Origin of the sequence: Lysinibacillus sp. LZ02 (assembly GCF_050613145.1) — a bacterium.
Lineage (GTDB): Bacteria > Bacillota > Bacilli > Bacillales_A > Planococcaceae > Lysinibacillus_B.
In genome coordinates this window covers 1,865,112-1,886,181 of record NZ_CP192507.1, presented here as the reverse complement: position 1 = coordinate 1,886,181, position 21,070 = coordinate 1,865,112, and the positions used below count along the sequence as shown (strand labels likewise).

Annotated in this window: 23 protein-coding genes and 1 pseudogene; 11 read left to right on the top strand and 13 right to left on the bottom strand. The window is 36.6% G+C overall.

The window, feature by feature from the left end:
• Positions 1–2 precede the first annotated feature (2 nt).
• From ACQQ2I_RS09180 to ACQQ2I_RS09165, 4 genes are read right to left on the bottom strand one after another with little or no spacing between them, the layout of a single operon-like run.
• Positions 3–272, bottom strand: a complete 270-nt coding sequence (locus ACQQ2I_RS09180; RefSeq protein WP_431030222.1) for a hypothetical protein — start codon at positions 270–272, stop codon at positions 3–5.
• Between the two features lie 51 nt (positions 273–323).
• On the bottom strand, positions 324–725 hold the full coding sequence (locus ACQQ2I_RS09175; RefSeq protein ID WP_431030221.1) for a hypothetical protein: 402 nt from the start codon (positions 723–725) through the stop codon (positions 324–326).
• Between the two features lie 44 nt (positions 726–769).
• Positions 770–1,357, bottom strand: coding sequence for a dienelactone hydrolase family protein (locus tag ACQQ2I_RS09170; protein WP_431030220.1), 588 nt, complete (start codon positions 1,355–1,357; stop codon positions 770–772).
• Between the two features lie 18 nt (positions 1,358–1,375).
• On the bottom strand, positions 1,376–1,591 hold the full coding sequence (locus ACQQ2I_RS09165; protein WP_431030219.1) for a hypothetical protein: 216 nt from the start codon (positions 1,589–1,591) through the stop codon (positions 1,376–1,378).
• A gap of 98 nt (positions 1,592–1,689) precedes the next feature.
• Here ACQQ2I_RS09165 and ACQQ2I_RS09160 point away from each other — a divergent pair, with 98 nt between their 5' ends.
• The 4 genes and pseudogenes from ACQQ2I_RS09160 (at position 1,690) to ACQQ2I_RS09145 (ending at position 5,034) form a co-directional block, all read left to right on the top strand.
• Positions 1,690–2,328, top strand: coding sequence for an NAD(P)-dependent oxidoreductase (locus tag ACQQ2I_RS09160; RefSeq protein ID WP_431030218.1), 639 nt, complete (start codon positions 1,690–1,692; stop codon positions 2,326–2,328).
• A 292-nt stretch (positions 2,329–2,620) separates the two neighbouring features.
• A pseudogene (tnpA, locus tag ACQQ2I_RS09155) lies at positions 2,621–3,020 on the top strand (IS200/IS605 family transposase).
• A gap of 4 nt (positions 3,021–3,024) precedes the next feature.
• Positions 3,025–4,101 carry an RNA-guided endonuclease InsQ/TnpB family protein gene (locus tag ACQQ2I_RS09150; RefSeq protein WP_431030217.1) on the top strand — a complete coding sequence of 359 codons (1,077 nt, stop codon included), beginning with the start codon at positions 3,025–3,027 and terminating at the stop codon, positions 4,099–4,101.
• Positions 4,102–4,323: 222 nt separating this feature from the next.
• Complete coding sequence (locus ACQQ2I_RS09145; protein WP_431030216.1) at positions 4,324–5,034, top strand: M15 family metallopeptidase; 711 nt, start codon at positions 4,324–4,326, stop codon at positions 5,032–5,034.
• A gap of 93 nt (positions 5,035–5,127) precedes the next feature.
• Here ACQQ2I_RS09145 and ACQQ2I_RS09140 read toward each other — a convergent pair whose 3' ends face one another.
• The 3 genes from ACQQ2I_RS09140 to ACQQ2I_RS09130 all read right to left on the bottom strand — a co-directional run bounded on the left by ACQQ2I_RS09140 (position 5,128) and on the right by ACQQ2I_RS09130 (position 10,578).
• Positions 5,128–7,980 carry an ATP-binding protein gene (locus ACQQ2I_RS09140; RefSeq protein WP_431030215.1) on the bottom strand — a complete coding sequence of 951 codons (2,853 nt, stop codon included), beginning with the start codon at positions 7,978–7,980 and terminating at the stop codon, positions 5,128–5,130.
• Positions 7,973–8,335, bottom strand: a complete 363-nt coding sequence (locus ACQQ2I_RS09135; RefSeq protein ID WP_431030482.1) for a response regulator transcription factor — start codon at positions 8,333–8,335, stop codon at positions 7,973–7,975. The genes ACQQ2I_RS09140 and ACQQ2I_RS09135 overlap by 8 nt, the downstream gene beginning before the upstream one ends.
• A 611-nt stretch (positions 8,336–8,946) precedes the next feature.
• Positions 8,947–10,578 (bottom strand): GGDEF domain-containing response regulator, encoded by a 1,632-nt coding sequence (locus ACQQ2I_RS09130; protein WP_431030214.1) that lies wholly within the window; start codon positions 10,576–10,578, stop codon positions 8,947–8,949.
• Positions 10,579–10,893: 315 nt separating this feature from the next.
• On the opposite strand from ACQQ2I_RS09130, the gene ACQQ2I_RS09125 reads away from it, so the two are divergent.
• Together ACQQ2I_RS09125 and ACQQ2I_RS09120 are read left to right on the top strand one after the other, a co-directional pair.
• Positions 10,894–11,202: a hypothetical protein gene (locus tag ACQQ2I_RS09125; protein ID WP_431030213.1), complete on the top strand. Its 309-nt coding sequence runs from the start codon at positions 10,894–10,896 to the stop codon at positions 11,200–11,202.
• A 197-nt stretch (positions 11,203–11,399) separates the two neighbouring features.
• The gene (locus ACQQ2I_RS09120) at positions 11,400–12,056 is read left to right on the top strand and encodes a hypothetical protein (protein ID WP_431030212.1); all 657 of its coding nucleotides are present in this window, start codon (positions 11,400–11,402) and stop codon (positions 12,054–12,056) included.
• A 48-nt stretch (positions 12,057–12,104) separates the two neighbouring features.
• On the opposite strand, the gene ACQQ2I_RS09115 is transcribed toward ACQQ2I_RS09120, so the two are convergent.
• Positions 12,105–12,761 carry a hypothetical protein gene (locus ACQQ2I_RS09115; RefSeq protein WP_431030211.1) on the bottom strand — a complete coding sequence of 219 codons (657 nt, stop codon included), beginning with the start codon at positions 12,759–12,761 and terminating at the stop codon, positions 12,105–12,107.
• Positions 12,762–13,850: 1,089 nt separating this feature from the next.
• Between ACQQ2I_RS09115 and ACQQ2I_RS09110 the strand changes: the two genes are divergently transcribed.
• Complete coding sequence (locus ACQQ2I_RS09110) at positions 13,851–14,042, top strand: hypothetical protein (protein ID WP_431030210.1); 192 nt, start codon at positions 13,851–13,853, stop codon at positions 14,040–14,042.
• Between the two features lie 92 nt (positions 14,043–14,134).
• Here ACQQ2I_RS09110 and ACQQ2I_RS09105 read toward each other — a convergent pair whose 3' ends face one another.
• Both ACQQ2I_RS09105 and ACQQ2I_RS09100 read right to left on the bottom strand, forming a co-directional pair.
• A complete protein-coding gene (locus tag ACQQ2I_RS09105; protein ID WP_036158806.1) occupies positions 14,135–14,335 on the bottom strand; it encodes a cold-shock protein in 201 nt (66 codons plus the stop codon).
• Between the two features lie 216 nt (positions 14,336–14,551).
• Positions 14,552–14,863, bottom strand: coding sequence for a DUF1033 family protein (locus tag ACQQ2I_RS09100; protein WP_431030209.1), 312 nt, complete (start codon positions 14,861–14,863; stop codon positions 14,552–14,554).
• Positions 14,864–14,987: 124 nt separating this feature from the next.
• Here ACQQ2I_RS09100 and ACQQ2I_RS09095 point away from each other — a divergent pair, with 124 nt between their 5' ends.
• The 4 genes from ACQQ2I_RS09095 (at position 14,988) to ACQQ2I_RS09080 (ending at position 18,942) form a co-directional block, all read left to right on the top strand.
• Positions 14,988–16,715, top strand: coding sequence for a methyl-accepting chemotaxis protein (locus ACQQ2I_RS09095; protein ID WP_431030208.1), 1,728 nt, complete (start codon positions 14,988–14,990; stop codon positions 16,713–16,715).
• A 105-nt stretch (positions 16,716–16,820) separates the two neighbouring features.
• Complete coding sequence (locus tag ACQQ2I_RS09090) at positions 16,821–17,102, top strand: acylphosphatase (protein WP_431030207.1); 282 nt, start codon at positions 16,821–16,823, stop codon at positions 17,100–17,102.
• Between the two features lie 95 nt (positions 17,103–17,197).
• Positions 17,198–17,839: a 5-bromo-4-chloroindolyl phosphate hydrolysis family protein gene (locus ACQQ2I_RS09085; protein ID WP_431030206.1), complete on the top strand. Its 642-nt coding sequence runs from the start codon at positions 17,198–17,200 to the stop codon at positions 17,837–17,839.
• Entirely contained in the window at positions 17,836–18,942 is a 1,107-nt protein-coding gene (locus ACQQ2I_RS09080; protein WP_431030205.1) for a toxic anion resistance protein, read from the top strand. Before ACQQ2I_RS09085 ends, ACQQ2I_RS09080 begins: the two co-directional genes overlap by 4 nt.
• Positions 18,943–19,017: 75 nt before the next feature.
• On the opposite strand, the gene ACQQ2I_RS09075 is transcribed toward ACQQ2I_RS09080, so the two are convergent.
• From ACQQ2I_RS09075 to ACQQ2I_RS09065, 3 genes are all read right to left on the bottom strand, one after another.
• Positions 19,018–19,215: a DUF6501 family protein gene (locus ACQQ2I_RS09075; RefSeq protein WP_391369895.1), complete on the bottom strand. Its 198-nt coding sequence runs from the start codon at positions 19,213–19,215 to the stop codon at positions 19,018–19,020.
• Between the two features lie 296 nt (positions 19,216–19,511).
• Positions 19,512–20,246, bottom strand: coding sequence for an amino acid ABC transporter ATP-binding protein (locus tag ACQQ2I_RS09070; protein ID WP_431030204.1), 735 nt, complete (start codon positions 20,244–20,246; stop codon positions 19,512–19,514).
• A 20-nt stretch (positions 20,247–20,266) separates the two neighbouring features.
• Positions 20,267–20,995 (bottom strand): amino acid ABC transporter permease, encoded by a 729-nt coding sequence (locus tag ACQQ2I_RS09065; RefSeq protein WP_431030203.1) that lies wholly within the window; start codon positions 20,993–20,995, stop codon positions 20,267–20,269.
• Positions 20,996–21,070 lie beyond the last annotated feature (75 nt).

Genomic DNA, 21,070 nt, shown 5'->3' with positions numbered 1-21,070 from the left:
CGCTAAATATCTTGTTGCTCCGTTTCATCCGCTTTTCTTTTTAAGAACTGTAGGTATTTAATCAGCAAAATGGGCACTAATGCTACGAAAAGATTCATCACAATAATAAACAACATGCCTGCTTCTAAATAGGCCAGTATCGAATAAATATATCCCATTAAACCACTTACGATAAGTAGAATATACAAAGGTACACGTGGAAAAAGCAAACTACTAACTGTAGCTAAAATCATAATTAGCATCAGCATGACGAGATAATGCCAATACATCAAAAATAGAATGCCATTTCTTATCTCCCTTCAGTTTACAATAATAAAATCCCTCTACCAAACCCCCTTTTCCTCTATTTCCAACCTTTCATAATATTCATCAACGATTGGATAAATATCAGGGTTCGTATCATAGTATGTATCGCCAATCTGATTTAACGAGAAATTGAATTGTACCTCTCCATCATAAAAGGTAATAGCATACAAAAATCCTACTCGCTTTTCTTGATTATCCTGAGGGGAAAATTCGATATCTTTTACTAAAGCTAGAAATTCGTTGATTTGGACTATATCCGTTAGCATTTTTGTATAACCTGTACTGCCATCCAAGATGACAACTTTATCTACGTTTTCAATTCCTTCCTCTATGTAAAAAGCTTCTAATGATTGTGTTTTTTCACTACAAGCTGTTACTAACCAACCGAACATAAATACAATAAGCAAGCATTTCTTCATCCAAATCCCCCCGTTTTATATCATTTAAGAATTAGACTCAACTATCAAGGGAAAGTTACACCCTTTCCTGCTACAAATTCCTTCACGACCGCCAATGCTTGAGCACTTGATTGTTCATTAAAATGTGGCGAATATCGATCAGCAAACCCGTGATGTCCTTCACATATTTGCACTTGTATGTTTTTCTTAATTAATTGCGCCACCAAGTTTTTTACATCAAATGATTGTTCAGATTCGCCGTAAATAAGCAGGACCGAACATAGAGGATTTATAGCTAAATAGTTGCGAATGCGTGAGCCGTAATAACCTACGACCGATGTAACTCCTGTTAGTTCACTACAAAGCCATGCAATCGTAGCACCGATGCTAAAGCCAACAATATGGATTTCTTTATATGTATCTTTTAATTGAACAATTACTTTTTCAACTTCTGCAAAGCCTTGTTCAAAGCCAATCCGGTTCATAAAATGAGCATATGCTTTTTGCTCCTCTTCATAAGAGAAAGGCTGCTCTAGCTGAAGTAAATTTGGACAATACACATCATAACCTAAGGCGATAAACTCATTGGCATACTGTTGCATGTGGGCATTTACCCCATAAATCTCGTGTAATAGTACGATTGCCTTTTCCATTGGATTTCCCTCCATTACTTACATATATTCCTTCAATTGTTGTTCTTCTATAAACTTAATCGTTCTCTTTTGTTGCACATAAGCGACGATTTCTTCCCGAATATTCGGATACAGTACTACTTGCGACAGTTCATTTAAAGGAAGCCCATTTTCATTTTGGAACTCGACTAACAAAATCGAATCATTCTGTACAATTAATGCACTCGCTCGAACTCTTATTGGATATGTCATCATATCAACCTCATTTCTCACTCATTAAATAATTTCCAAATAATTGAAACTAACAAGCAAGCATAGCCGTATAACTATAGTAAACTATCGGAGGTGCTTTTATGGACAAAACAAATACAATAGCGATCATTGGAGGAACTGGGAAAGTAGGTCGTTATATTGCGACGAAAGCAGTACAAAGCGGCTATCAAGTAAAAATGCTTGTGAGAAACCCAGGCAATTTAACTCCCTTAGAAAGTGGAATCAAAATTATACAAGGTGATGTACATAACTTACAAGATCTGCGAAAGTTATTGGCAGATACTCAAATCGTCATTAATGCATTTGGTCAGCCCGTTAAAGCAGACCCTCTCTATAGTAAAGTAACTAAAAACGTGTTTACCCTCATGGATGATTTACAAATTAAACGTTATATCGGTGTTACAGGCGGATCGCTCACAATTCAACAAGACAGAAAGAGCTTGCTAAATAAAATAGGCGCTATACTATTTAAAATTTTCTTATCTAAACTGCTAGCAGATAAGCAAAAAGAATGGCATTTTCTTCTCGATCATAAACACATTGAATGGACATTAATTAGACTCCCCTTTGTCGTTGATGAGGAAGAAACCGGTGCAATAAAAGAACACCTCACAGATATGCCAGGGAGTAAAATAACAAACCAAGACATAGCCGCCTTTATCATCAAGCACGTTAAAGATCAAACCTATATACATCAAGCGCCATTTATCGCTAATTAATGTAACTACTGAGTATACAGAAATTATTAAGCCATTCTTAAGAAAATCTTCAGAAAGTCCCTTACTGCTTCTTAAATGTCATACGATATGCTCATATTAAAACATTTAGGAGATAGACAGATGAAGAAATTATTCCTGTTCATAGTATTGATTACAGATTTTCCGAACGAGAAAGCCTACTACGGTGCGATCGCTGGGATGATAGTAAGGTCAAATACGGAGTGTTACCAATAAACCGAACGTTTGTTGCTCATTTGTTGTAGTTTTTTATGTCAGCTGATACAATAAATACATGAACGAATACAGAAGAAAAAGCACAACGGTATCTTTATTGCATTATCAATTTGTGTTCTGTCCTCGATACAGAAGAAAGATTTTTCTTAAAACAGAGGTTGAACAACGCTTTAAAGAATTAGTACATGAAGTGTGTGAGGAAATGCAAATACAAATTGTTGCTCTTGAATGTGATAAAGACCATACGCATATGTTTCTCAACGCACTCCCATCATTAAGTCCTGCGGATATGATGGCAAAAATTAAAGGGGTGACTTCTAAGAAATTGCGTCAAGAATTTCCGCATCTTCGGCATTTGCCAAGTTTGTGGACACGCTCATACTTCGTTTCTACCGCAGGAAATGTATCAAGCGAAACGATAAAGCGGTTATGTTGAACAACAAAAAACAAGGGGGTGAAATCATGTCGCAAACCCTCACAGTCAAATTGAAACTACTTCCAACAAAAGAGCAAGCAAACATCTTGCAAGACATGAGCAAAGAATATATAGCCACTATTAATAGTCTTGTGGCTGAAATGGTGGCTGAAAAGAAAAGCACAAAGAAATCAAGTAAGGACATTGCTGCTTTTTTGCCAAGTGCGGTCAAGAACCAAGCCATTAAAGATGCTAAAGGTGTGTTTAAGAAAGTTAAGAAAAGCAAATTCACTACTGTTCCTGTTTTGAAAAAGCCAGTCTGCATTTGGAACAATCAAAACTATTCGTTTGATTTCACGCACATTTCCATGCCAATTATGCTTGATGGTAAAGCAACTAAAACACCTATTCGTGCTTTGTTGGTGGATAAAGACAACCGAAACTTTGATTTGCTTAAACACAAATTAGGAACACTCCGCATCACAAAGAAAGCAGAGAAATGGATTGCCCAAATTTCCGTCACTATTCCTACTGTTGAAGGAACAGGTGTGAAAGTCATGGGTGTTGATTTAGGTCTGAAAGTCCCTGCCGTTGCGGTCACAGATGATGAACGTGTTCGTTTTTTTGGTAATGGCAGACAAAACAAGTATATGAAGCGTAAGTTTCGTTCTGAACGTAAAGAGTTAAGTAAGAAGAAAAAACTCCATGCCATTCGTCATTCAGAAGATAAAGAACAGCGTTGGATGAAAGACCAAGACCATAAGGTAAGTCGTGCAATTGTAAATTTTGCAAAAGACAATCAGATTTCTGTTATTCGCTTAGAACAATTAGCGAATATCCGGCAGACGGCAAGAACAAGCCGTAAAAACGAGAAAAATTTGCACACATGGTCATTCTATCGCCTGTCTCAATTCATTGAGTACAAAGCAAAATTAGTTGGCATCAAGGTTGAATATGTGAATCCTGCTTATACAAGCCAAACATGCCCTAAATGTGCTGAAAAGAATAAAGCAAAAGACCGCAAATATAAGTGTAAATGTGGCTTTGAAAAACATCGTGATTTAGTAGGTGCTATGAATATCAGGTATGCACCTGTGATTGATGGTAATAGTCAATCAGCCTAAGATGCTATAGGCGCTGTCTTAGGAAGGGCAATGAGATGCCCTGATCTTGAAGGCTGTTCAAAACAGAAATGGACTGCGAACGCTTAGTCATTCAAGAATCCCACCCGTTCATCCGTAAGGATTAGGGCTGGCGACTTTAGTCGTGGGAATCTCAAATTTAGTTATATCGGTATAGATCAAGTCACCTCAACAGATTCGATTGAGGATATCGCATTTTCAGAAATGACTGTGACAGAAGAGGCTACCCACTTTGGCGATTTATTGCTTGTGAATAGTGAGTATCCTATGAGTGAACGTGCGAGACCGAACGATTTAGTAGCGCTATCTACATTAAATACGACAAGCTTTTCCTTCGACCCTACGATTGAAATGGCCACACAAATTTTACAACCTTTTTCAGCCATGATGGATTCCGCTAATCAAGATGGCGTCACGAATTTTATCGTGAATAGTAGCTATCGTAGTGACACAGTACAGCAGCAGCTTTTTGACACAATGGGGGCTGATTTAGCACTGCCTGCGGGTTATAGCGAGCATAATGTCGGTCTTTCTGTTGATATCGGCTCCACGACAGGAAAAATGGAAGGCTCAGAAGAAGCGGCTTGGCTAAAACGACACGCAGCGCGATACGGCTTTATTTTGCGCTATCCTCCGAACAAATCACATATTACGGGTATCCAGCATGAGCCATGGCATTTTCGTTATGTTGGCTTGCCGCATAGCGAAATCATCACGAAAAATGATTGGACTTTGGAGGAATATTTAAGCCATTTACAGCAGGAAAAGTCCATTACAACACGTATTCAAGGTCACACCTACAAAGTTCTTTATTATGATTTACAAGAATCTTTACATATTCCCGTACCGACGACACATTCGTATAAGGTTTCAGGTGATAATATGAACGGGTTGATTGTGACGATTATGCAGTAAGATGTATGTTTGTAGAAACCTTTATTTTTACTACATGAAAAAACACATTGGGTGACATACCCAATGTGTTTGGAAAAAAGCAACTATGTTTTACTAGACATTCGATAGATGGTTGTTCGTCATCACATTTTTTTCATCTGATTTAGCAGGTAATGATGCTACCAGTATTTTAGAAAGTTCTTGTGGATTGTATGGTTTTGTAAAATACTTTGCGATTTTAAACTTTTCGACGTTTTCTTTCGATTCGTCTAAGGCAGAAGAAATAATAATTGGGATCGTACTTGTTTGCGCTGTATCTTTTAGTAATTGTACTAAATCCCATCCTTTTATATCATCACCAAGCATTAAATCGATGACAATCCCAACAAGTGGTGTCTTCAGTGCTTCTTCAAATGCTCGTTTAGGATCATCATGATAAATGACTGTAAACCCTTTACTTTTTAATTCTTCCGATAACAGTAAGGCTAAGCTTAAATCATCTTCCACTAGCATCACATTTAAGCCAGTATCATCGATTAATCCGTTCATGTCATTAAGTGTTTGACTTGCATGATGAGTTGGCAATCTGAAGTAAACGGTTGTGCCTTGCCCTTCTTCAGATTCGATCCATATATCGCCACCATGCTGCGTCACAATCTCTTTACAAATCGCGAGACCTAGACCTGTACCACCAATTTTTCGTCTTGCACTATTATCAATGCGTTTAAACTTTTGGAACAGTTTTGAGATTTCATTTTGTGGAATACCAATTCCTTGATCTTTTACACCAATCTGCACCATCTCTGGAACATTTTCAAGCGTCATGGTCACATCTCCCCCATTAGGAGAGAATTTAATGGCATTACCGATAATATTGATCAGTACTTGTACTAATCTTTCTTGATCACCTGTAATGTTCACGTTTTTGGCCTTATCAATTAAGTGCACCCGATGATTCTTTTCATGACGGAAGCGATTCACAATGTCAATCGCCACCTCACCTATAGACAGCTGCTCCATCTTATACTGTTGTCTTCCCGATTCCATTCTTTGTAAATCTAAAAAATCATTAATTAGATTCGTCAGACGGATCGCTTCTTTATGGATTGTTTCAATATATTTTTTTTGACGCTCAGGCTTCAATTCTTTCGTTAATAGAAGTTCTGTAAACCCTAACACACTAGACAACGGTGTACGTAGCTCATGACTCACTGTACTTACGAGCTCCGACTTCATTTGATCCACTTCATATTCTCTTGTAATATCACGATGTACAAACATCGTGCCTATTTTTTCCTGCCCTTCATACACACTTGTTGCATATACTTCCACAAAAACAGGTGTATCTTCTAAGATGGAATAGCGAATCGTTCGCGTATCTTCAAACTCTTCTACAACCGCATTTTTAAAGAAGGACGTCAATTCTTCAGGCTGATCTGTAATGGTCTGAAAATGCTTCAGCCACATCCATTGAGCAACATTTTGATAGTCCATTTTATTATGATAGCGGATGATTCGAGACAGTGCTTCATTGATTAAAACGACATCTCCCGTAGGCGAAACGAATTGAATGCCTTCATTAACGGTGTCAATAATATTTTGATTTAACTGTCGAGACCGCTCTACCTCTTCATACATTAAAATACGTTCAAAAGCGATTGAGACACGATTCATTAAACCGTTTATATCTTCGATTTCTTGCGTTGAATACTTATACCCTTCTCGCGTAGCCATCATCACAGCAACTAAGCGTCCTTCAGAATTTAATACCGAGGAATAAAGATCATACGAGAAATAAGACTGCTGTGCAATATCTTGTGATGCTAGCGTTACCTCGCGCTTAATAACAAAAGACTTTTCTTCCTCTAATCGAACTTGTTTATCCAGATTAAAATTTTCTACGAGTAAATCGGCGGATTGTTTTGTTAATCCTTTCGATACATGTAACTGACCTTCTACTAAATACAATATACTCGTATCAAACTCATAAATTTCATTTAAATATTTATGAAGATCTGCTAATAATTGTTGTTTATCTAACGTAAAGGTCAACACATGATTTAATTGATTATACTTTTGCAATTGGTCGAGAGAATGTTGCAATTGATTTTGATTACCTTGTAATTCATCTTGCTGTGCTAACAGTTCTTCATTTTGAGTAGTTAATACTTCTTCCTTTTCTTGAATAGACCGTGTCATGTGATAAAATGAATTCGCTAAAATCCCGAGCTCATCTTCTTTTCGAACTAGACCACCAAGGTCAATGAAGCGCCCTGAAGCAATGGCATTGGCAGCTGCTGTTAGTCGCTCAATCGGTTGGATTAAGTTTAACAATACTCTGCGCATTATGATCCCTACAAAAAGCAATACTAGCCCACCTAAAAGCAGCGATAGTAATGTAAATTGTTGCGCTTGTTCAAGCGTTCTTGAAAATAGCTCTTTTAAATTACCCTCCGTTTGCTTATCAACTGTTTTTGTATACGCTACAAATTTATTGACAAGATCATTTGTGCCATTGCTTGAAAGTGCTCTTAATGACTCATAATCGTTTGCCTCAACATAGCTGATTGCTTCGGGTAAAATATCTGCCTTATAACTTTGATGAAACTCCATTAACTCAGCATAAATCGCTTTTTCTTCCTTTGTTAGAGGCAAATGAGCAAACTCATCTAAAAGTAGCTCAAATCGTTCTAAATCCTTGTATAATAAATTGAGCTCCTCGTAATTTTGAAACGCATAATAACCTCTCGCTCGGAAAAATATTCCATTATAACTTTCTTCTAAGTCATCAACAATTTGAGCTTTTTCACTGACTTCCGCTCGTTCTTTTGCCAAACGCTCATTACTAAACTTCACATATAGAAAAAACAGAATGACAATGACAATAAAAATAATGGTTAACGTAAACAACATTTTAAAAAATCGATCACGAATATTGTTCTTAAATAATGGAAAAGATTTATACATTTAAAATCTCCTCCACTAGCCCCATTAACTCCACTGGGCTAAATGGCTTGGACATAAAATAATGCGCACCTTTTTCTAATACCATTTGGCGGTCTGCTTCTTGCGCTTTCGCTGTGAGCATTAAAATGGGCGTCATTTCTTTTACATGGCTAGGAAGACGTTCTATTACTTCGACCCCAGTTAAATTTGGCATCATGTAATCTAACACAATTAAATCATACGTTTGTTCATTAATTTTCTGAAGCGCCTCCACCCCGTCTTCTGCCTCGTCAATTTCATACTCTAAATCTTCCAGCGTATCACAAATAAGCATACGTAGAATTTCTTCATCATCTGCCACTAATATTTTTTTCATCATCGTTCCCCCTCATTTCTTACTTTAAATATTCACAATGAGCAAACCCTGAAACATATATTACCATTTTAGTAACCGTTGCTTTCCGCTCCGGCACTCGCTTTCCACGGGCGAGATCAAGCCTCCTCGTCGCTCATCCTTCGGTGCTCCTGTCGCTGCGCTTTCGTCGCAAATAAATTTCCTGCGGGGTCTTGATTGTCTCGCTTTTCCCGTAGGAAGCTTTGCTCTGTAGCGAAAGGCGCATGCCGTCAGCTACACTCTCGTGCCTCCGCTACAAGCAACTATTGTTCAATAAAATAAGCGATTGCTCAAAAATGATGAACAATCCTCATTGATTATAGTAAAGGCTAGACGGACTATACGTACAAATGGAAAGAAAATGATTCCTCATAGAGAAGATAAATGATTTTTCTAGAATATCGAGAAGCATTCACTTTTTTTGCCGTAGCGTGCCATAGCCACAGGAGCCGTAACAGGAGATCCAAACAGGCCATGCATGTTTTAGCTCCTGTGTAGGCTGTGGCAAAGCGCGGAGGCTATGATACCACTTTCTTTTAATACATCTTACTATTTAATGGGTATTTTTAGGATGCATTTTTACTCATTGCAAATTAAATAAATAAACGGTTTATTAAACTAATTATTCGATTGGATACATCTGCTATATTAAATGGTTTGACAATATAGTCATCCGCACCGTTTTCTAGCGCCTCTAACACATATTCTTCGCCTTTTCGACCCGTTAACATCGAGACAATCACATCGCTTGATGAGTAGTTTTCTCTTATTTTTTTCAATACTTCAATGCCGTCCATTTTCGGCATCATACCATCAAGTAAAATGATATACTTACTATTTTCTGTATACCAATTAGACTGTAGGAAGCTCACACCGTCACTAAAATCCATCACTTCAATATCGTAGTTTTCACCTGACTCCCAATGTTTGAAGTGACTTGTGATGAGATTTCGGATGATGAACACATCATCAATCACAATTATATTAATTTTAAGGCGTTTTCTGACAACTTCCGCTATGCTATCAAACATAACTGTCTGATTTCTTCCCGATTGCTTTGCATGATAAAGGGCCTGGTCTGCCTCTTCTAACATTTTTTTCGGATGAAGATTTGTAGCAGTCGCTTCCACTACGCCAGATGAAAACGTCACTTGGAATTTCGCACCATTTCCAATAAAATATTTTTGTTCCATCAACTTTCGGAGTCTTTCCAGTAACATATAGGCCTCTTCAATAGCGGTTTGTGGCATTAAAAAGACAAATTCTTCCCCGCCGTAGCGACAGAAAATATCCTGCTCACGTTTGGCATTCATCACTAAATTGGCAAACCCTTTTAATACTTCATCACCGACCAAATGTCCGTATGTATCGTTTACTTTTTTAAAATAATCTAAATCAGCAATGGCAACTGAGAAAGGCTCCTTGTTTCGAATATAAAGTTGAATCAACTGTTGCAGCTGCGTATCCATAAATTTACGATTATACACTTGCGTTAGTTCATCTATCACAATAGAATGCTCTAACTCTTTTTTATAAGCTAAACGATTTTTTACATAAGCAACTAGTATCTCTTCATCAATCGGCTTAGGGATAAAATCTAAAGCACCCATATCATATGCTCGTTTTCGATTTTCTTTGCAATCTTTTACACTCATAATAGCGACAAACATACGTTCTTTATTGATTTTTCTGATATTTTGCAATATAGAAAAACCGTTTGTATCTGGTAACATAATATCTAAAAATACAATGGAAGGCTTTAGCTCATAAATTAATTCCAATCCTCGTTTACCATTGTGTGCAACGAGGACTGCGTATCCTTGTTTCTCTAACACAGCTTTTATATAAGAAATGAAGATCATATCATCATCGATTACTAAAATAAATTCTCGATTAGCAACATGATCTACTGAATACACTTGTGAATTATCTACATCGTGAATATCAAGATTCGCTTGATAAAAGCTAATGGCTTCGATGATTGGTGAAAGATAGTTTTTCCATTCTTCTTTCTCCCATTGTTTTTCACTAACATCTATTAGAGAATCTAGTTTTTCACTAGCAATTGCCGATAGTTCATTTAATCCAATTGATCCCGCTGTTCCTTTTAAACTATGAAGAAAACTATATATTTCTCGTTCTATAATAAAATCGAATTCATCCCATTTTTGAAACGTATCATATATGCGTTTATAGATCATCTGTTGGTATTTTCCCATTTCCATTATCTATCTCTCCAGTCATAATTTACTCCACACACTCTCTATATAGTATAACTGCAATAACTAATAAAGCTAGAGTGAAATCATTGAAATGTAACAATAAAATCGAGTGCCTTTCAGTTTATACAAAAAGAGGTCGCTTTTTACACATTTTCTAACAGAAACGTTGTTATCATCCTGTTTTCCACGTATTCTTTCAACTACAATCCATGCTTCATCTCTAAAATTGACGAAACTTTTATTTCATTATAATAATCAAGGGGTGTCGTCTCATATACTTAAATTATTTAGCAATAATTGCAGGAGGAGGAAAAGCATATGCCTATTCAAACAATTACAACGTTATACCCTATCTCGATTCTAGTTTCCATCATTCTTTCTACCATAATCGGCTATATTATTACGAAAAAATCGAAAGATCTTGGATACGGCTTCTTCATTTCATTAGTAGCGAGTGGATTATTCCTATTTCTTATCGTTGATTGGTTCTCTTCAGTGGCAAAAGTTGCGAATATGGGAACTACACCATTCTTATTAAATATTATTTCGGTCATTACTTTATACCCTGTCTATGTACTTTTGTTATGGGTTGTTTTGAAAAAAATCCACAAAGCAGCGACTGAATAGTTTTATACGATATGTACGCCGTATCACTAAAACATTCCAAATATATGTATATCTCTATGGGTTCACTTTCGAAATGAATGAATGAATGAATAACCAACATTATTTTTACATTAATTAGCATTATTGATATATTGATAATCAGAGATAGTTCAAGTACATTATTTCAAGCTCGTTCTTAGTAGCAGGAGGTAACTGACATGCATTTGTTTTCTCGTATCGTAGTGATCGGCATTTCGCTATTTTTTATCGTAAGTGTTGTCGGTTATATCTATCTAGCATATGGTTTACCTTGGAAACATAATGAAATGAGACAATATATGAATCATTATTTAGAAGAACGGTATAAAGATGAATTTGAACTTGGTTCTATTCGTTTCGACCGGCTGGATGGTGGGAAGTATTTTACAACAGCAACAGCTAAATCAACAGATGTTTCCTTTTATGTGGAAACATCTAGTGGTGGAACAGTAGAAGATATGTATGGTTATGAATATTGGACTCACCAGGGAGACCAGCTTATCTGGCCTATTATTAAACGATATTACACAGTGTTTGATGGTCTATCGATTGGACTACGATTTGATGAAACATTACCAGTGAACCTTCCTTTAGAGGAGCATAAAGCTTATACATGGTGGGACATAAATGTTCATATCGCACAAGATCTTACGGATGATGATATAGAAAAGGCATTTTCGATCTTGCAAGCTTTGCAACAAGATGGCTTTAAATTGGAACAGTTTTATGTGGGATTTTATGATGTAGCAATTCAAGTATTTGAAGAGCACATTCCACTCATTAAGGACAAAAAAGAGCTAGCGAAGTTTGTCAAAACACATGAAGACGTTTATTGATGTTTAAAAGCCATTGCACCTTGTAGGAACGCAATGGCAAAACGTTCTTTATATATCGTGAAATGGTTGATTATCTTTGTCTCGGATAATAATTTCATACGGAATGCCTTCTACCGATAACGCTTGCCGATGTTCTTCGATGAGTGCAGTGACAAAGGCTTTTATTTCCTTTGCTTGCTGTTGTGACGAATTGGATAAATGCGTTTTAATAATAATTTCGAGTGGTGCTGGGGAGAAGGAATGTGCAAAACCTCGATAGGTCTTAAATTTTTTCTCTGTCTCGTTTCCGATGATCGAAAAAATTGGTTGCCATTCTTCGTCTAGCCGTTCTTCGTCACTTTTCGTTCGAATCGTAATTGAAAAATCCTTATTTGTTTCCACATAAACCACTTCTGCTACAAGTTGCTGCAGTTGATGTATCTTTGCAGTTGATATTTCATCCATATCAGCTAAGATGATTTCAAGATACGGCTCTGGACTTCGGGGATCCATTAACATCATCAGTCTGCCAAAGTCTTCCCTATTTAGCACCTCACTTGCAGCAGTAAAAGCAAGCTCCCCTAACCGCTCAGCCTCCCCCGGTGCATATTCTTCAAGTTGATTAGACGCTGTATGTCGATTGATTTCATCATTTCCAAATAGCCAGAAGAACACAATTATCAGTACAATGAACGTGCCGAATGTAGTTAGTAATCTTCTGTTCACTCACTACTCCCTTTCACCAGATATACTATCTTATATTACTGCTTCATTTATTTGAATAGAACGCACGATTCATCGTAGCTGGCAATCTCTCATTCATTGTTTTTGGTAATACATCTACCAGTTTCTTTAAAGTATTACACGATCAAAGGCGTGTACATGATGCAACAAAAAGAACTCTGAATGAGTAAAAATACATCCTAAAAATACCAGTTGAATAGTAAAAGACATGTATCATAGCCTCCGCGCTTTGCCACAGCCTACACAGGAGCTAAAACAGGCATGGCCTGTTTGGATCTCCTGTTCCTGCTCCTGACGCTACGCTTTCGTCGCAAAGAAAATCTTGGCTCCTGTGGCTATGGCGCGCTACGGCAAAAGTGAATACTTCTCGATGTGCTAGAAAAATATTTCTCTTCTTTAAAAGAAATCATTTTCTTTCCGTTTGCATGTATAATTGCCCAGCCTCTACCGAAATGGATGAGAAGCTCTCTTTATTTTTAACAACTGATTATTGTACTCAACCAAGTGTATTGATTAAAAAAATATTTCCTTTATAGAAGCATTTTTTTTAGAAAAATGTGATCAAAAATGACTTGCCCGTTGATTGAAGCGGAATCGGCGAGGTGTAGCTGACGGCATGCGCCTTTCGCTACAGAGCAATGTTTTTCTGCACCGGAAGTGAAGCGGCAGGTGCAAAGCTTCCTACGGGAATAGCAATAAAGGAACGAAGGCTAAAACCGTCACGTCCTGTGACACCGCCTTCATGACCAACGTCGTGTTGGCCTGAAGACCCCGCAGGAAATTTATTTGCGACGAAAGCGCAGCGACAGTAGCACCGAGGTATGAGCGACGAGGAGGCTGAAGCCATGCCCGTGGAAAGCGAGCCGAATGGAGCGGAAATCAACGGTTACTTAACTGGTAATATATGTTTAGGAATTTGCTCGTTATGAGAAGGAATTTTTCTTTCTTAGTTGAGCTAGGTTTCTTGTTTCGTTTTGCTTTGTCTTAATGAGTATTTGGAATAATGATGATTGGATGCTTGTAGAGCTCAGATAACGATAAAAGTCAGTATAGAAAGACGAGGAGGAGTTTATGAACCGCAATGTATTTTTCGTTGGATTATTTGTTGCGGCTTTTTTCATTCATCAGTTTTTCAATTTTGATGGATACCTATTTCATAACTGGATAGATTCCTTGTTATTTGCCTTCTGGTGTGTCATTGCTGTGATCGTATTAATGATTGCTGAGAAAAGAGTGAAAACAGTCCCAAAAAAGCACGAATGATTAGAAATGTTCATACCTCATAAAATCAGAAAAAGACATTCCACAGTGTGGAATGTCTTGAATTAACATAGTTATTGTTTAATTGCTGAGAATTAAAGTTTAATTACGTTAGCAGCTTGTGGTCCGCGGTTGCCATCTACAACTTCGAACTCAACTTTTTGACCTTCGTCAAGAGTTTTGAAACCTTCGCCTTGGATTGCTGAGAAGTGTACGAATACATCGTTTTCGCCTTCTACTTCGATGAATCCGAAGCCTTTTTCTGAGTTAAACCATTTTACTGTACCTTGTTTCATGTGAGAAAACCTCCAAAAAAATAAATGTTAACAATATGAAATTTCTTTAACTGGATAAAAAAATTCACATATTACGAAGAGTACCGTCAAAATTACCGATCACTCTTTGTAATATGTGAATCTGTATTCCGGCCAAGCAATTTTATTGTTGGTTTAATTATACCATCATTTAACACTATGTCAAACAATTTTTTAGTCTTTTTAGAAAATTTTCTTTTATTTCTGTAAATTATACATTTCTTTTATATTTAGACTAGGTGCTTCTAAAATAAGCCCGTGAAAAATTTGGACGTCTTCATCACACCCCTCACAAAATTCGCAATCCTCTTCATTCCAAAATGCAATAAACTGTTCTTTGCGCATTTCTTCATGTTCAAATTGTGCGCGTAATTTCGCTAACAGTTTTTTTAGTGCGCTCTCATACTCCTCTTTCGTCTCATACTGGTATGTCGACACGATATGGGACTCCCACCCTTCAAATAGCCACCATGGTTCAAAATCCGCCTTCATATAAATAATTTTATACATGATCGACAACCCTTTCTTTTCTATATTATTGTATTTTATCAGAATGTTATAGTATGTCTATTATTACAACTTAGCATGTGGTAAAATATTGTATAAGTATATTCTGGGAGGTATTCCACTAAATATGTTTTCATCCATTAAACCAAAAGCCGATCTTGATTTATTATTTGAACGTGGTACAGACTTAAATGCCACAGGCCGTTTTAAACAAACTTTAGCTTTTAATCATTTTAACCTACACGATCAGCAAAATTTAAAAGAGATTTATGAGCGCCTTAAACAGAGTACACCAACAATGAATGATATTTTTTCAAAATACTTGGATGAGATTGCACCAGCCGGTAAAAACCCTGTTTCAAAGACACACATCGATGCGTATTTAAGTCAATTCTTCCTTGCAGAACGAAATGATACTTATATCGATCACACAGTTAGATTTTTTGATTTCCTACGTCGTTGCAAATTTGAACCAGGAAAGCTCATTGTTGTATTTAATCAATTCTCTTTTTATTTAAACACACATCTTTTATATAATTTCGCTTTAAAGCCTTTTAAAGCATTTGACTATATGAAATCTGTATCTGCTGCCGTAAATATTGATCAAGAAATTTTAGTGGAAGTAATGACAGAACGTATTATAGAAAATGTGGTGGAAGAAATTGCTTCATTAATGGATGTTAATGCAAAAATCATGTATATGAAAGACTTAATCATGAGCCTTGATTACCAAACCGACGAAATTTCTACATCTACTGCTGCTGCAGAAGAATTAGCTGCTTCTATAAACGAAATTGCCCGCTCATCAAGCAATATCGCTGAGAAAACGAACGAATCCGTTGAAAATGCAGTAAAAGGAAAAGAATCCATTGAGCAAGCACTGATTGAAATTTTTACAACTGAAGAAACATTTACGTCCATTGTAGCAAGCTTCAAAGACCTACAAAAGCACGTGAACGATATCGAAAGTGTCGTAACATTAATTAACCAAATTGCGGATCAAACAAATTTACTGGCACTCAATGCATCGATTGAGGCAGCACGTGCTGGTGAACACGGAAAAGGATTTGCTGTTGTTGCACAAGAAGTTCGTAAATTAGCGGAAAGTACAGTAAATGCCCTGAGTGAAGTGTCAACAAATGTGCAATCACTTAAGAGTTATTCCAATTCCGTTGCAAAATCGATTACAGAAACAACAGGCATTATTAAAGAAGCAACGAACGAAGCGAAAGAATCCTTACCTTTACTCAATTCCATCGTTGATACGATTGAAAGTATTAATATTGATGTCACAAATACAGCAGCTGTCTCTGAACAACAAGCGGCAGCGATTGATGAAGTATCGACTCGTATGATGCATATTTCACAACTGCAAGAAGAAATTCGCATTCACGGAGCAAGTACTTCTCGTGATATTCACTTATTAGGTCAAGAAATTAACCGCTTCCGCGTAGATATTATCGATAGCAGTAATATACAGTTATCAAGCATTGCTCTACTACAACTTTCGAAAGCAGACCATATTTTATGGAAATGGAAAGTATATAATATGTTCTTAGGGTTAGAACAGCTAACACCATCTGATGTATCATCACATAAAGAATGTCGTCTTGGTAAATGGTACTTCTCAGATAAAACACGCGAACGATTCAGTGCACATTCATCTTATCGTGAACTAGATCGTTACCATGAACAAGTACACAGCTCAGCAAAGGCAGCAGTCGTTGCGTATAATAACAACCAAATCTCGGAAGCTGAAGTGCATTTAAAAGAAATTGAACAAGCTTCGAATCAAGTACTGTACTATATTAACCAATTAATCGATTCAATCCGTAAAGAACGTGAATCAATGTAATACATTGCATCCTATATGTTTATTGGTGAAAAAGAATTACTTTAGCTTAACAATTTATAAGTAAGTAAAGAAATGCTTCACTTACTTTTTAAAGGGTGAGTAATCATGGCAAAACGTATAAAAGTTATATTTTTCGGAGATGTAAAAGGAACTGGTCATCGATTTTTCATTAAACAAAAAGCGATTGAATTAGGTTTAAAAGGATACTGTCAGTTAAACAGCAACAACCAACTCGAAGTGGAAGTAGAGGGCCGTACAAATGCTGTCGATGAATTTATTCACTTTGTGCAAAAAGGGGTTAGCTTACAAGCAGCGTCCAATCAATTTACACTCGAAGTCTTTGACGACCTAAAAGGCTATAAAGGAATGCAGTCGGATATTGTTTAATATCCGGCTTTTTCTTATGATATGATGAGGTGAATGAAACTTTTATATCACTTACACCGTATATATTAGAAACGTTTTGATTGGAGGTACAAACTATGTTAAGTGCCATGCATTTTATAACACGACACGCTTTAAACTTTTTCATTAGCTCTGCTCTTCTTATAATTTCCATTGTGAATTTTGATATAGGATTATTTGGCCTAGCCGTACTAATAGGTGGATATTATATGAGTAATAAGCTTATTTTAACTATCCAAAAAAGAAAGCGTAGTAAAGAGTTAGGAATGACAAAAGAAGAATACAAACATATCGAAGCACAGATAAAGCTCGCACGGGAACAACTAAATAATTTAACACAGCAATACATTCGTGTTCGCTCTATTAAATCATTCAAATTACTCAATGAAACAAATAAAGTAGCAAAACGCATTATCAATATCGTCCATACAAATCCACAAAAGTTTTATGCAGTCGAAGATTTCTTCTATGCTCACCTACCTTCAGCGGTAGAATTGGCAGATAAATATACGTTACTGACAAAAGAGCAAGTAAAAGGCACTGACATTCATATAGCATTAGAAGATACGCGGAAAACGTTAAAAGATTTACATGGAACAATTGAAAACGACTTAAAATTAGCACTTCAATCAGATATTGATCAATTAAAAATTGAACTTGATTTTGCAAAGCTTGCAAATGAACAAAGTCGAGAAAAAATAGGCGGTGGCGGTGAATGATACAAGAAAACCCATTTGACGCCTTTATGTCGTCAGGTAGCCAATTAGCAGAAGTAGCAAAGCAAGAATATGAGGCACAGTTACAGAACAACTCTGCTACTCCCCTATTTTCAGCACTTAGTCCACTAAACCAAAAACGTTCACTCGATTTAGCCGGACAACTCGATATTAAAAATTACGAAGACATTATTTCTTTTGGAAAGCTTGCACAACAAGCTTTAAAAAACTTTTCAACCAAATTATTAATACATGTTCAACGAAAAGATACTTCAGCAATTGGTGATATTTTATTTCAATTGATGGAACAGCTCGATCAAATCAATCCAGATGCATTAATTGAAAACAAAAAGAGCTTTTTTGGGAAATTATTTAATCGGCAAACAGCTTCTATCCAACAAACCATGTCTAATTATAGACGCCTAAGTAAACATATTGAACGCTTAGGTATTAAGCTATCACATGCAAAGGAAGGTTTACTTGCGGATTTTGCTATGCTAGATGAACTTTATAAATTAAATGAAGATTATTTTCATGAGATCAATATTTATATTGCAGCGGGTGAAAGGAAGCGGCACGAAATTCAGCATCATGTACTCCCTGCTATGCAGCAAACAGCCAGTACAAGTGAAAATCCTATGGTACAACAAGAACTGCAAGATTGGTATATGCGGTTGGAATGGGTGGATCGTCGCATATATGATTTAGAAATTTCTCGTGAAATTGCCATTCAGTCTGCTCCGCAAATTCGGATGATTCAACAGACACATCAAATGCTAATTGATAAAATTCAAACGTCAGTTATGTCTACAATCCCCCTTTGGCAATCGCAAATATCTATGCTTCTTAGCATGAATCAGCAGCGCCGGGCAAATGCTGCACAGGAAAGACTCCTAAAAGCTTCCGACGAATTAATGCGTAAAAATGCAAAAATGGCGAGTATTACATCTAAAGACATAAAGCGGTCAAGTACAGGTATTACACATGAAGCGGTCGACCACTTTAAAGAAACGCAGCTTAAACTACTGCAAGACTTGGAAGAAACGCTACGTGTCCAAGCAGTGGCTAACGAAAAACGGAAGCAAACCGAATCTACGCTTATATAATATAAAGTATCATTATTTAGCGTTCTACCAACTAAAAGCCGGTTCACATTCCGCATGCGAACCGGCTTTTCTCTTTTATTCAAAATACTCTTTGTAGTAACCGCCAACTTTTCCTGTGTTATCGATGACGAAAATGAATTCTTCTGTTTCATTTTTCACTTCGTATTCTTTACCAACTGTTAATACATTTGATACTAAATACTTTGATGCATTTGTGTGTACACATTTTACTGTACGAATCGTTGGTGCGTCTTTCCAATTTAAATGTAACATTATGATACCTCACTTTTTATAGAGAAATCTTCTCTAACATCTATAGTTTATTTTAAACGATTTTCGGATGATTGTGTACTGAAACGTGTAATTCAGTAAAAATATTGCACTTTTATTATGCTGAGAAACTGCTAGCATGCTACACTAGAGAGTAGAGGTGATTTTATGGCATTCGGTAGTGTCCCTGCATGGTTTTTCGCTATTGCATTTGCATTTGCTATTATATTTATACTCATATCAGAATGGAATTCTCGTAAATAATGAAAATCGACAAGCTTACGCCTTGTCGATTTTTTTTACTTTAATGTACGCTTTAAAAATTCTTTTGTTCGTTCATGCTGTGGATTTACGAGTACTTGGTCTGGATGTCCTTCTTCTACAATAACCCCTTTGTCCATAAAAACAATTCGGTCAGATACTTCACGAGCAAATTCCATTTCATGTGTAACGATAAGCATTGTATTCCCTTCATCCGCAAGCATACGCATTACTTTTAATACTTCCCCTACCATTTCTGGGTCAAGTGCGGATGTCGGCTCATCAAACAGCATCACATCTGGGTCCATTGCTAATGCTCGGGCAATCGCAACACGTTGCTTTTGACCACCTGATAATTGACGAGGTTTTGCATTTTTATATTTATCCATCCCGACGATGTTTAAGTATTTTAATGCTTTCTCCGTAGCTTCTGCTTTAGAGCGCTTCAACACTTTTTGCTGACCGACAATGCAGTTACCGAGCACATCTAAATTATTAAATAAATTAAATTGTTGAAACACCATTCCTAAATGTGTACGATATTTTTCAATATCATGCTTGTCATCTAAAATATTTTCGCCTTTATAAATAATTTCGCCACCACTTGGCTTTTCAAGTAAATTAATGCAACGTAATAATGTTGATTTACCCGATCCAGAAGAGCCGATTAAACAAACAACCTCGCCTTTACGAACATTGAAGTTTACATCTTTTAATACTTCATGATGACCAAATGACTTACTTAAATGTTTAATTTCTATTACAGTTTCCATAATTGATGCCCCTTATCTAATTAGTTTTCTTTCGTTGTCGTTTGTTCAACTTTATAAGAATTCGGACCATCTAATTTACGCTCCATCCAACGAAGTAAGCGTGTAGCGGTAAATGTCATAATTAAATAAATGCAGCTTGCGATAAAGAAGCTTTCCGCAAATTTAAAATTCGCACCTGCAACGGATTTTGTCTGGAAAAATAGCTCCGTTACACTGATTACATTCAGTACAGCCGTATCTTTAATATTCATTACTAATTGGTTCCCTGTAGCAGGTAAAATGTTGCGTGCTACTTGTGGTAACACAACATAAATCATGATTTGGAAGTGATTCATACCAATCGCTTGAGCTGCTTCATATTGCCCTTTATCAACGGATACGATACCACCGCGTACAATCTCGGCCATATAAGCACCTGTATTTAAACCGACAACCACAAGCGCTGCTACAAACCGGTCTAATTCAACCCCGTATGCATAAAGGCCATAGAATACAACCATCGCCTGTACAATCATTGGTGTGCCACGGAATACTTCCACATAAACCGTTAAAAGAAAGTTAAACACTTTTAGTACTACACTTTTAATTGAACGCTTACGTACCGGAATGGTGTGCATAATACCGATAAAAAATCCGATCAGAGCACCAATAATTGTACTAATAATTGCGATAGCTAATGTCATATACGCGCCACGTAAAAACATTGGCCAGTTATTTTGTAATATTGAGAGAATGGTCTCTAAACTCATAAAAATCCTCCTAACAGCCGTATCACTGTCTTTTAAATGAACTAGCCGCCAAAATTTGTGCGGCTAGTTCCATTT

What these genes read in the sequence shown, in the direction of transcription:
- ACQQ2I_RS09130 (WP_431030214.1), bottom strand. Translation starts at nt 10,578, where the DNA reads ATGGAAATGGGAAAATACCAACAGATGATCTATAAACGCATATATGAT.
- ACQQ2I_RS09105 (WP_036158806.1), bottom strand. Translation starts at nt 14,335, where the DNA reads ATGAAACAAGGTACAGTAAAATGGTTTAACTCAGAAAAAGGCTTCGGA.
- ACQQ2I_RS09070 (WP_431030204.1), bottom strand. Translation starts at nt 20,246, where the DNA reads ATGGAAACTGTAATAGAAATTAAACATTTAAGTAAGTCATTTGGTCAT.
- ACQQ2I_RS09135 (WP_431030482.1), bottom strand. Translation starts at nt 8,335, where the DNA reads ATGAAAAAAATATTAGTGGCAGATGATGAAGAAATTCTACGTATGCTT.
- ACQQ2I_RS09170 (WP_431030220.1), bottom strand. Translation starts at nt 1,357, where the DNA reads ATGGAAAAGGCAATCGTACTATTACACGAGATTTATGGGGTAAATGCC.
- ACQQ2I_RS09110 (WP_431030210.1), top strand. Translation starts at nt 13,851, where the DNA reads ATGAACCGCAATGTATTTTTCGTTGGATTATTTGTTGCGGCTTTTTTC.
- ACQQ2I_RS09085 (WP_431030206.1), top strand. Translation starts at nt 17,198, where the DNA reads ATGTTAAGTGCCATGCATTTTATAACACGACACGCTTTAAACTTTTTC.
- ACQQ2I_RS09150 (WP_431030217.1), top strand. Translation starts at nt 3,025, where the DNA reads ATGTCGCAAACCCTCACAGTCAAATTGAAACTACTTCCAACAAAAGAG.
- ACQQ2I_RS09065 (WP_431030203.1), bottom strand. Translation starts at nt 20,995, where the DNA reads ATGAGTTTAGAGACCATTCTCTCAATATTACAAAATAACTGGCCAATG.
- ACQQ2I_RS09100 (WP_431030209.1), bottom strand. Translation starts at nt 14,863, where the DNA reads ATGTATAAAATTATTTATATGAAGGCGGATTTTGAACCATGGTGGCTA.
- ACQQ2I_RS09145 (WP_431030216.1), top strand. Translation starts at nt 4,324, where the DNA reads ATGACTGTGACAGAAGAGGCTACCCACTTTGGCGATTTATTGCTTGTG.
- ACQQ2I_RS09120 (WP_431030212.1), top strand. Translation starts at nt 11,400, where the DNA reads ATGCATTTGTTTTCTCGTATCGTAGTGATCGGCATTTCGCTATTTTTT.
- ACQQ2I_RS09140 (WP_431030215.1), bottom strand. Translation starts at nt 7,980, where the DNA reads ATGTATAAATCTTTTCCATTATTTAAGAACAATATTCGTGATCGATTT.
- ACQQ2I_RS09175 (WP_431030221.1), bottom strand. Translation starts at nt 725, where the DNA reads ATGAAGAAATGCTTGCTTATTGTATTTATGTTCGGTTGGTTAGTAACA.
- ACQQ2I_RS09125 (WP_431030213.1), top strand. Translation starts at nt 10,894, where the DNA reads ATGCCTATTCAAACAATTACAACGTTATACCCTATCTCGATTCTAGTT.
- ACQQ2I_RS09090 (WP_431030207.1), top strand. Translation starts at nt 16,821, where the DNA reads ATGGCAAAACGTATAAAAGTTATATTTTTCGGAGATGTAAAAGGAACT.
- ACQQ2I_RS09095 (WP_431030208.1), top strand. Translation starts at nt 14,988, where the DNA reads ATGTTTTCATCCATTAAACCAAAAGCCGATCTTGATTTATTATTTGAA.
- ACQQ2I_RS09165 (WP_431030219.1), bottom strand. Translation starts at nt 1,591, where the DNA reads ATGATGACATATCCAATAAGAGTTCGAGCGAGTGCATTAATTGTACAG.
- ACQQ2I_RS09160 (WP_431030218.1), top strand. Translation starts at nt 1,690, where the DNA reads ATGGACAAAACAAATACAATAGCGATCATTGGAGGAACTGGGAAAGTA.
- ACQQ2I_RS09080 (WP_431030205.1), top strand. Translation starts at nt 17,836, where the DNA reads ATGATACAAGAAAACCCATTTGACGCCTTTATGTCGTCAGGTAGCCAA.
- ACQQ2I_RS09075 (WP_391369895.1), bottom strand. Translation starts at nt 19,215, where the DNA reads ATGTTACATTTAAATTGGAAAGACGCACCAACGATTCGTACAGTAAAA.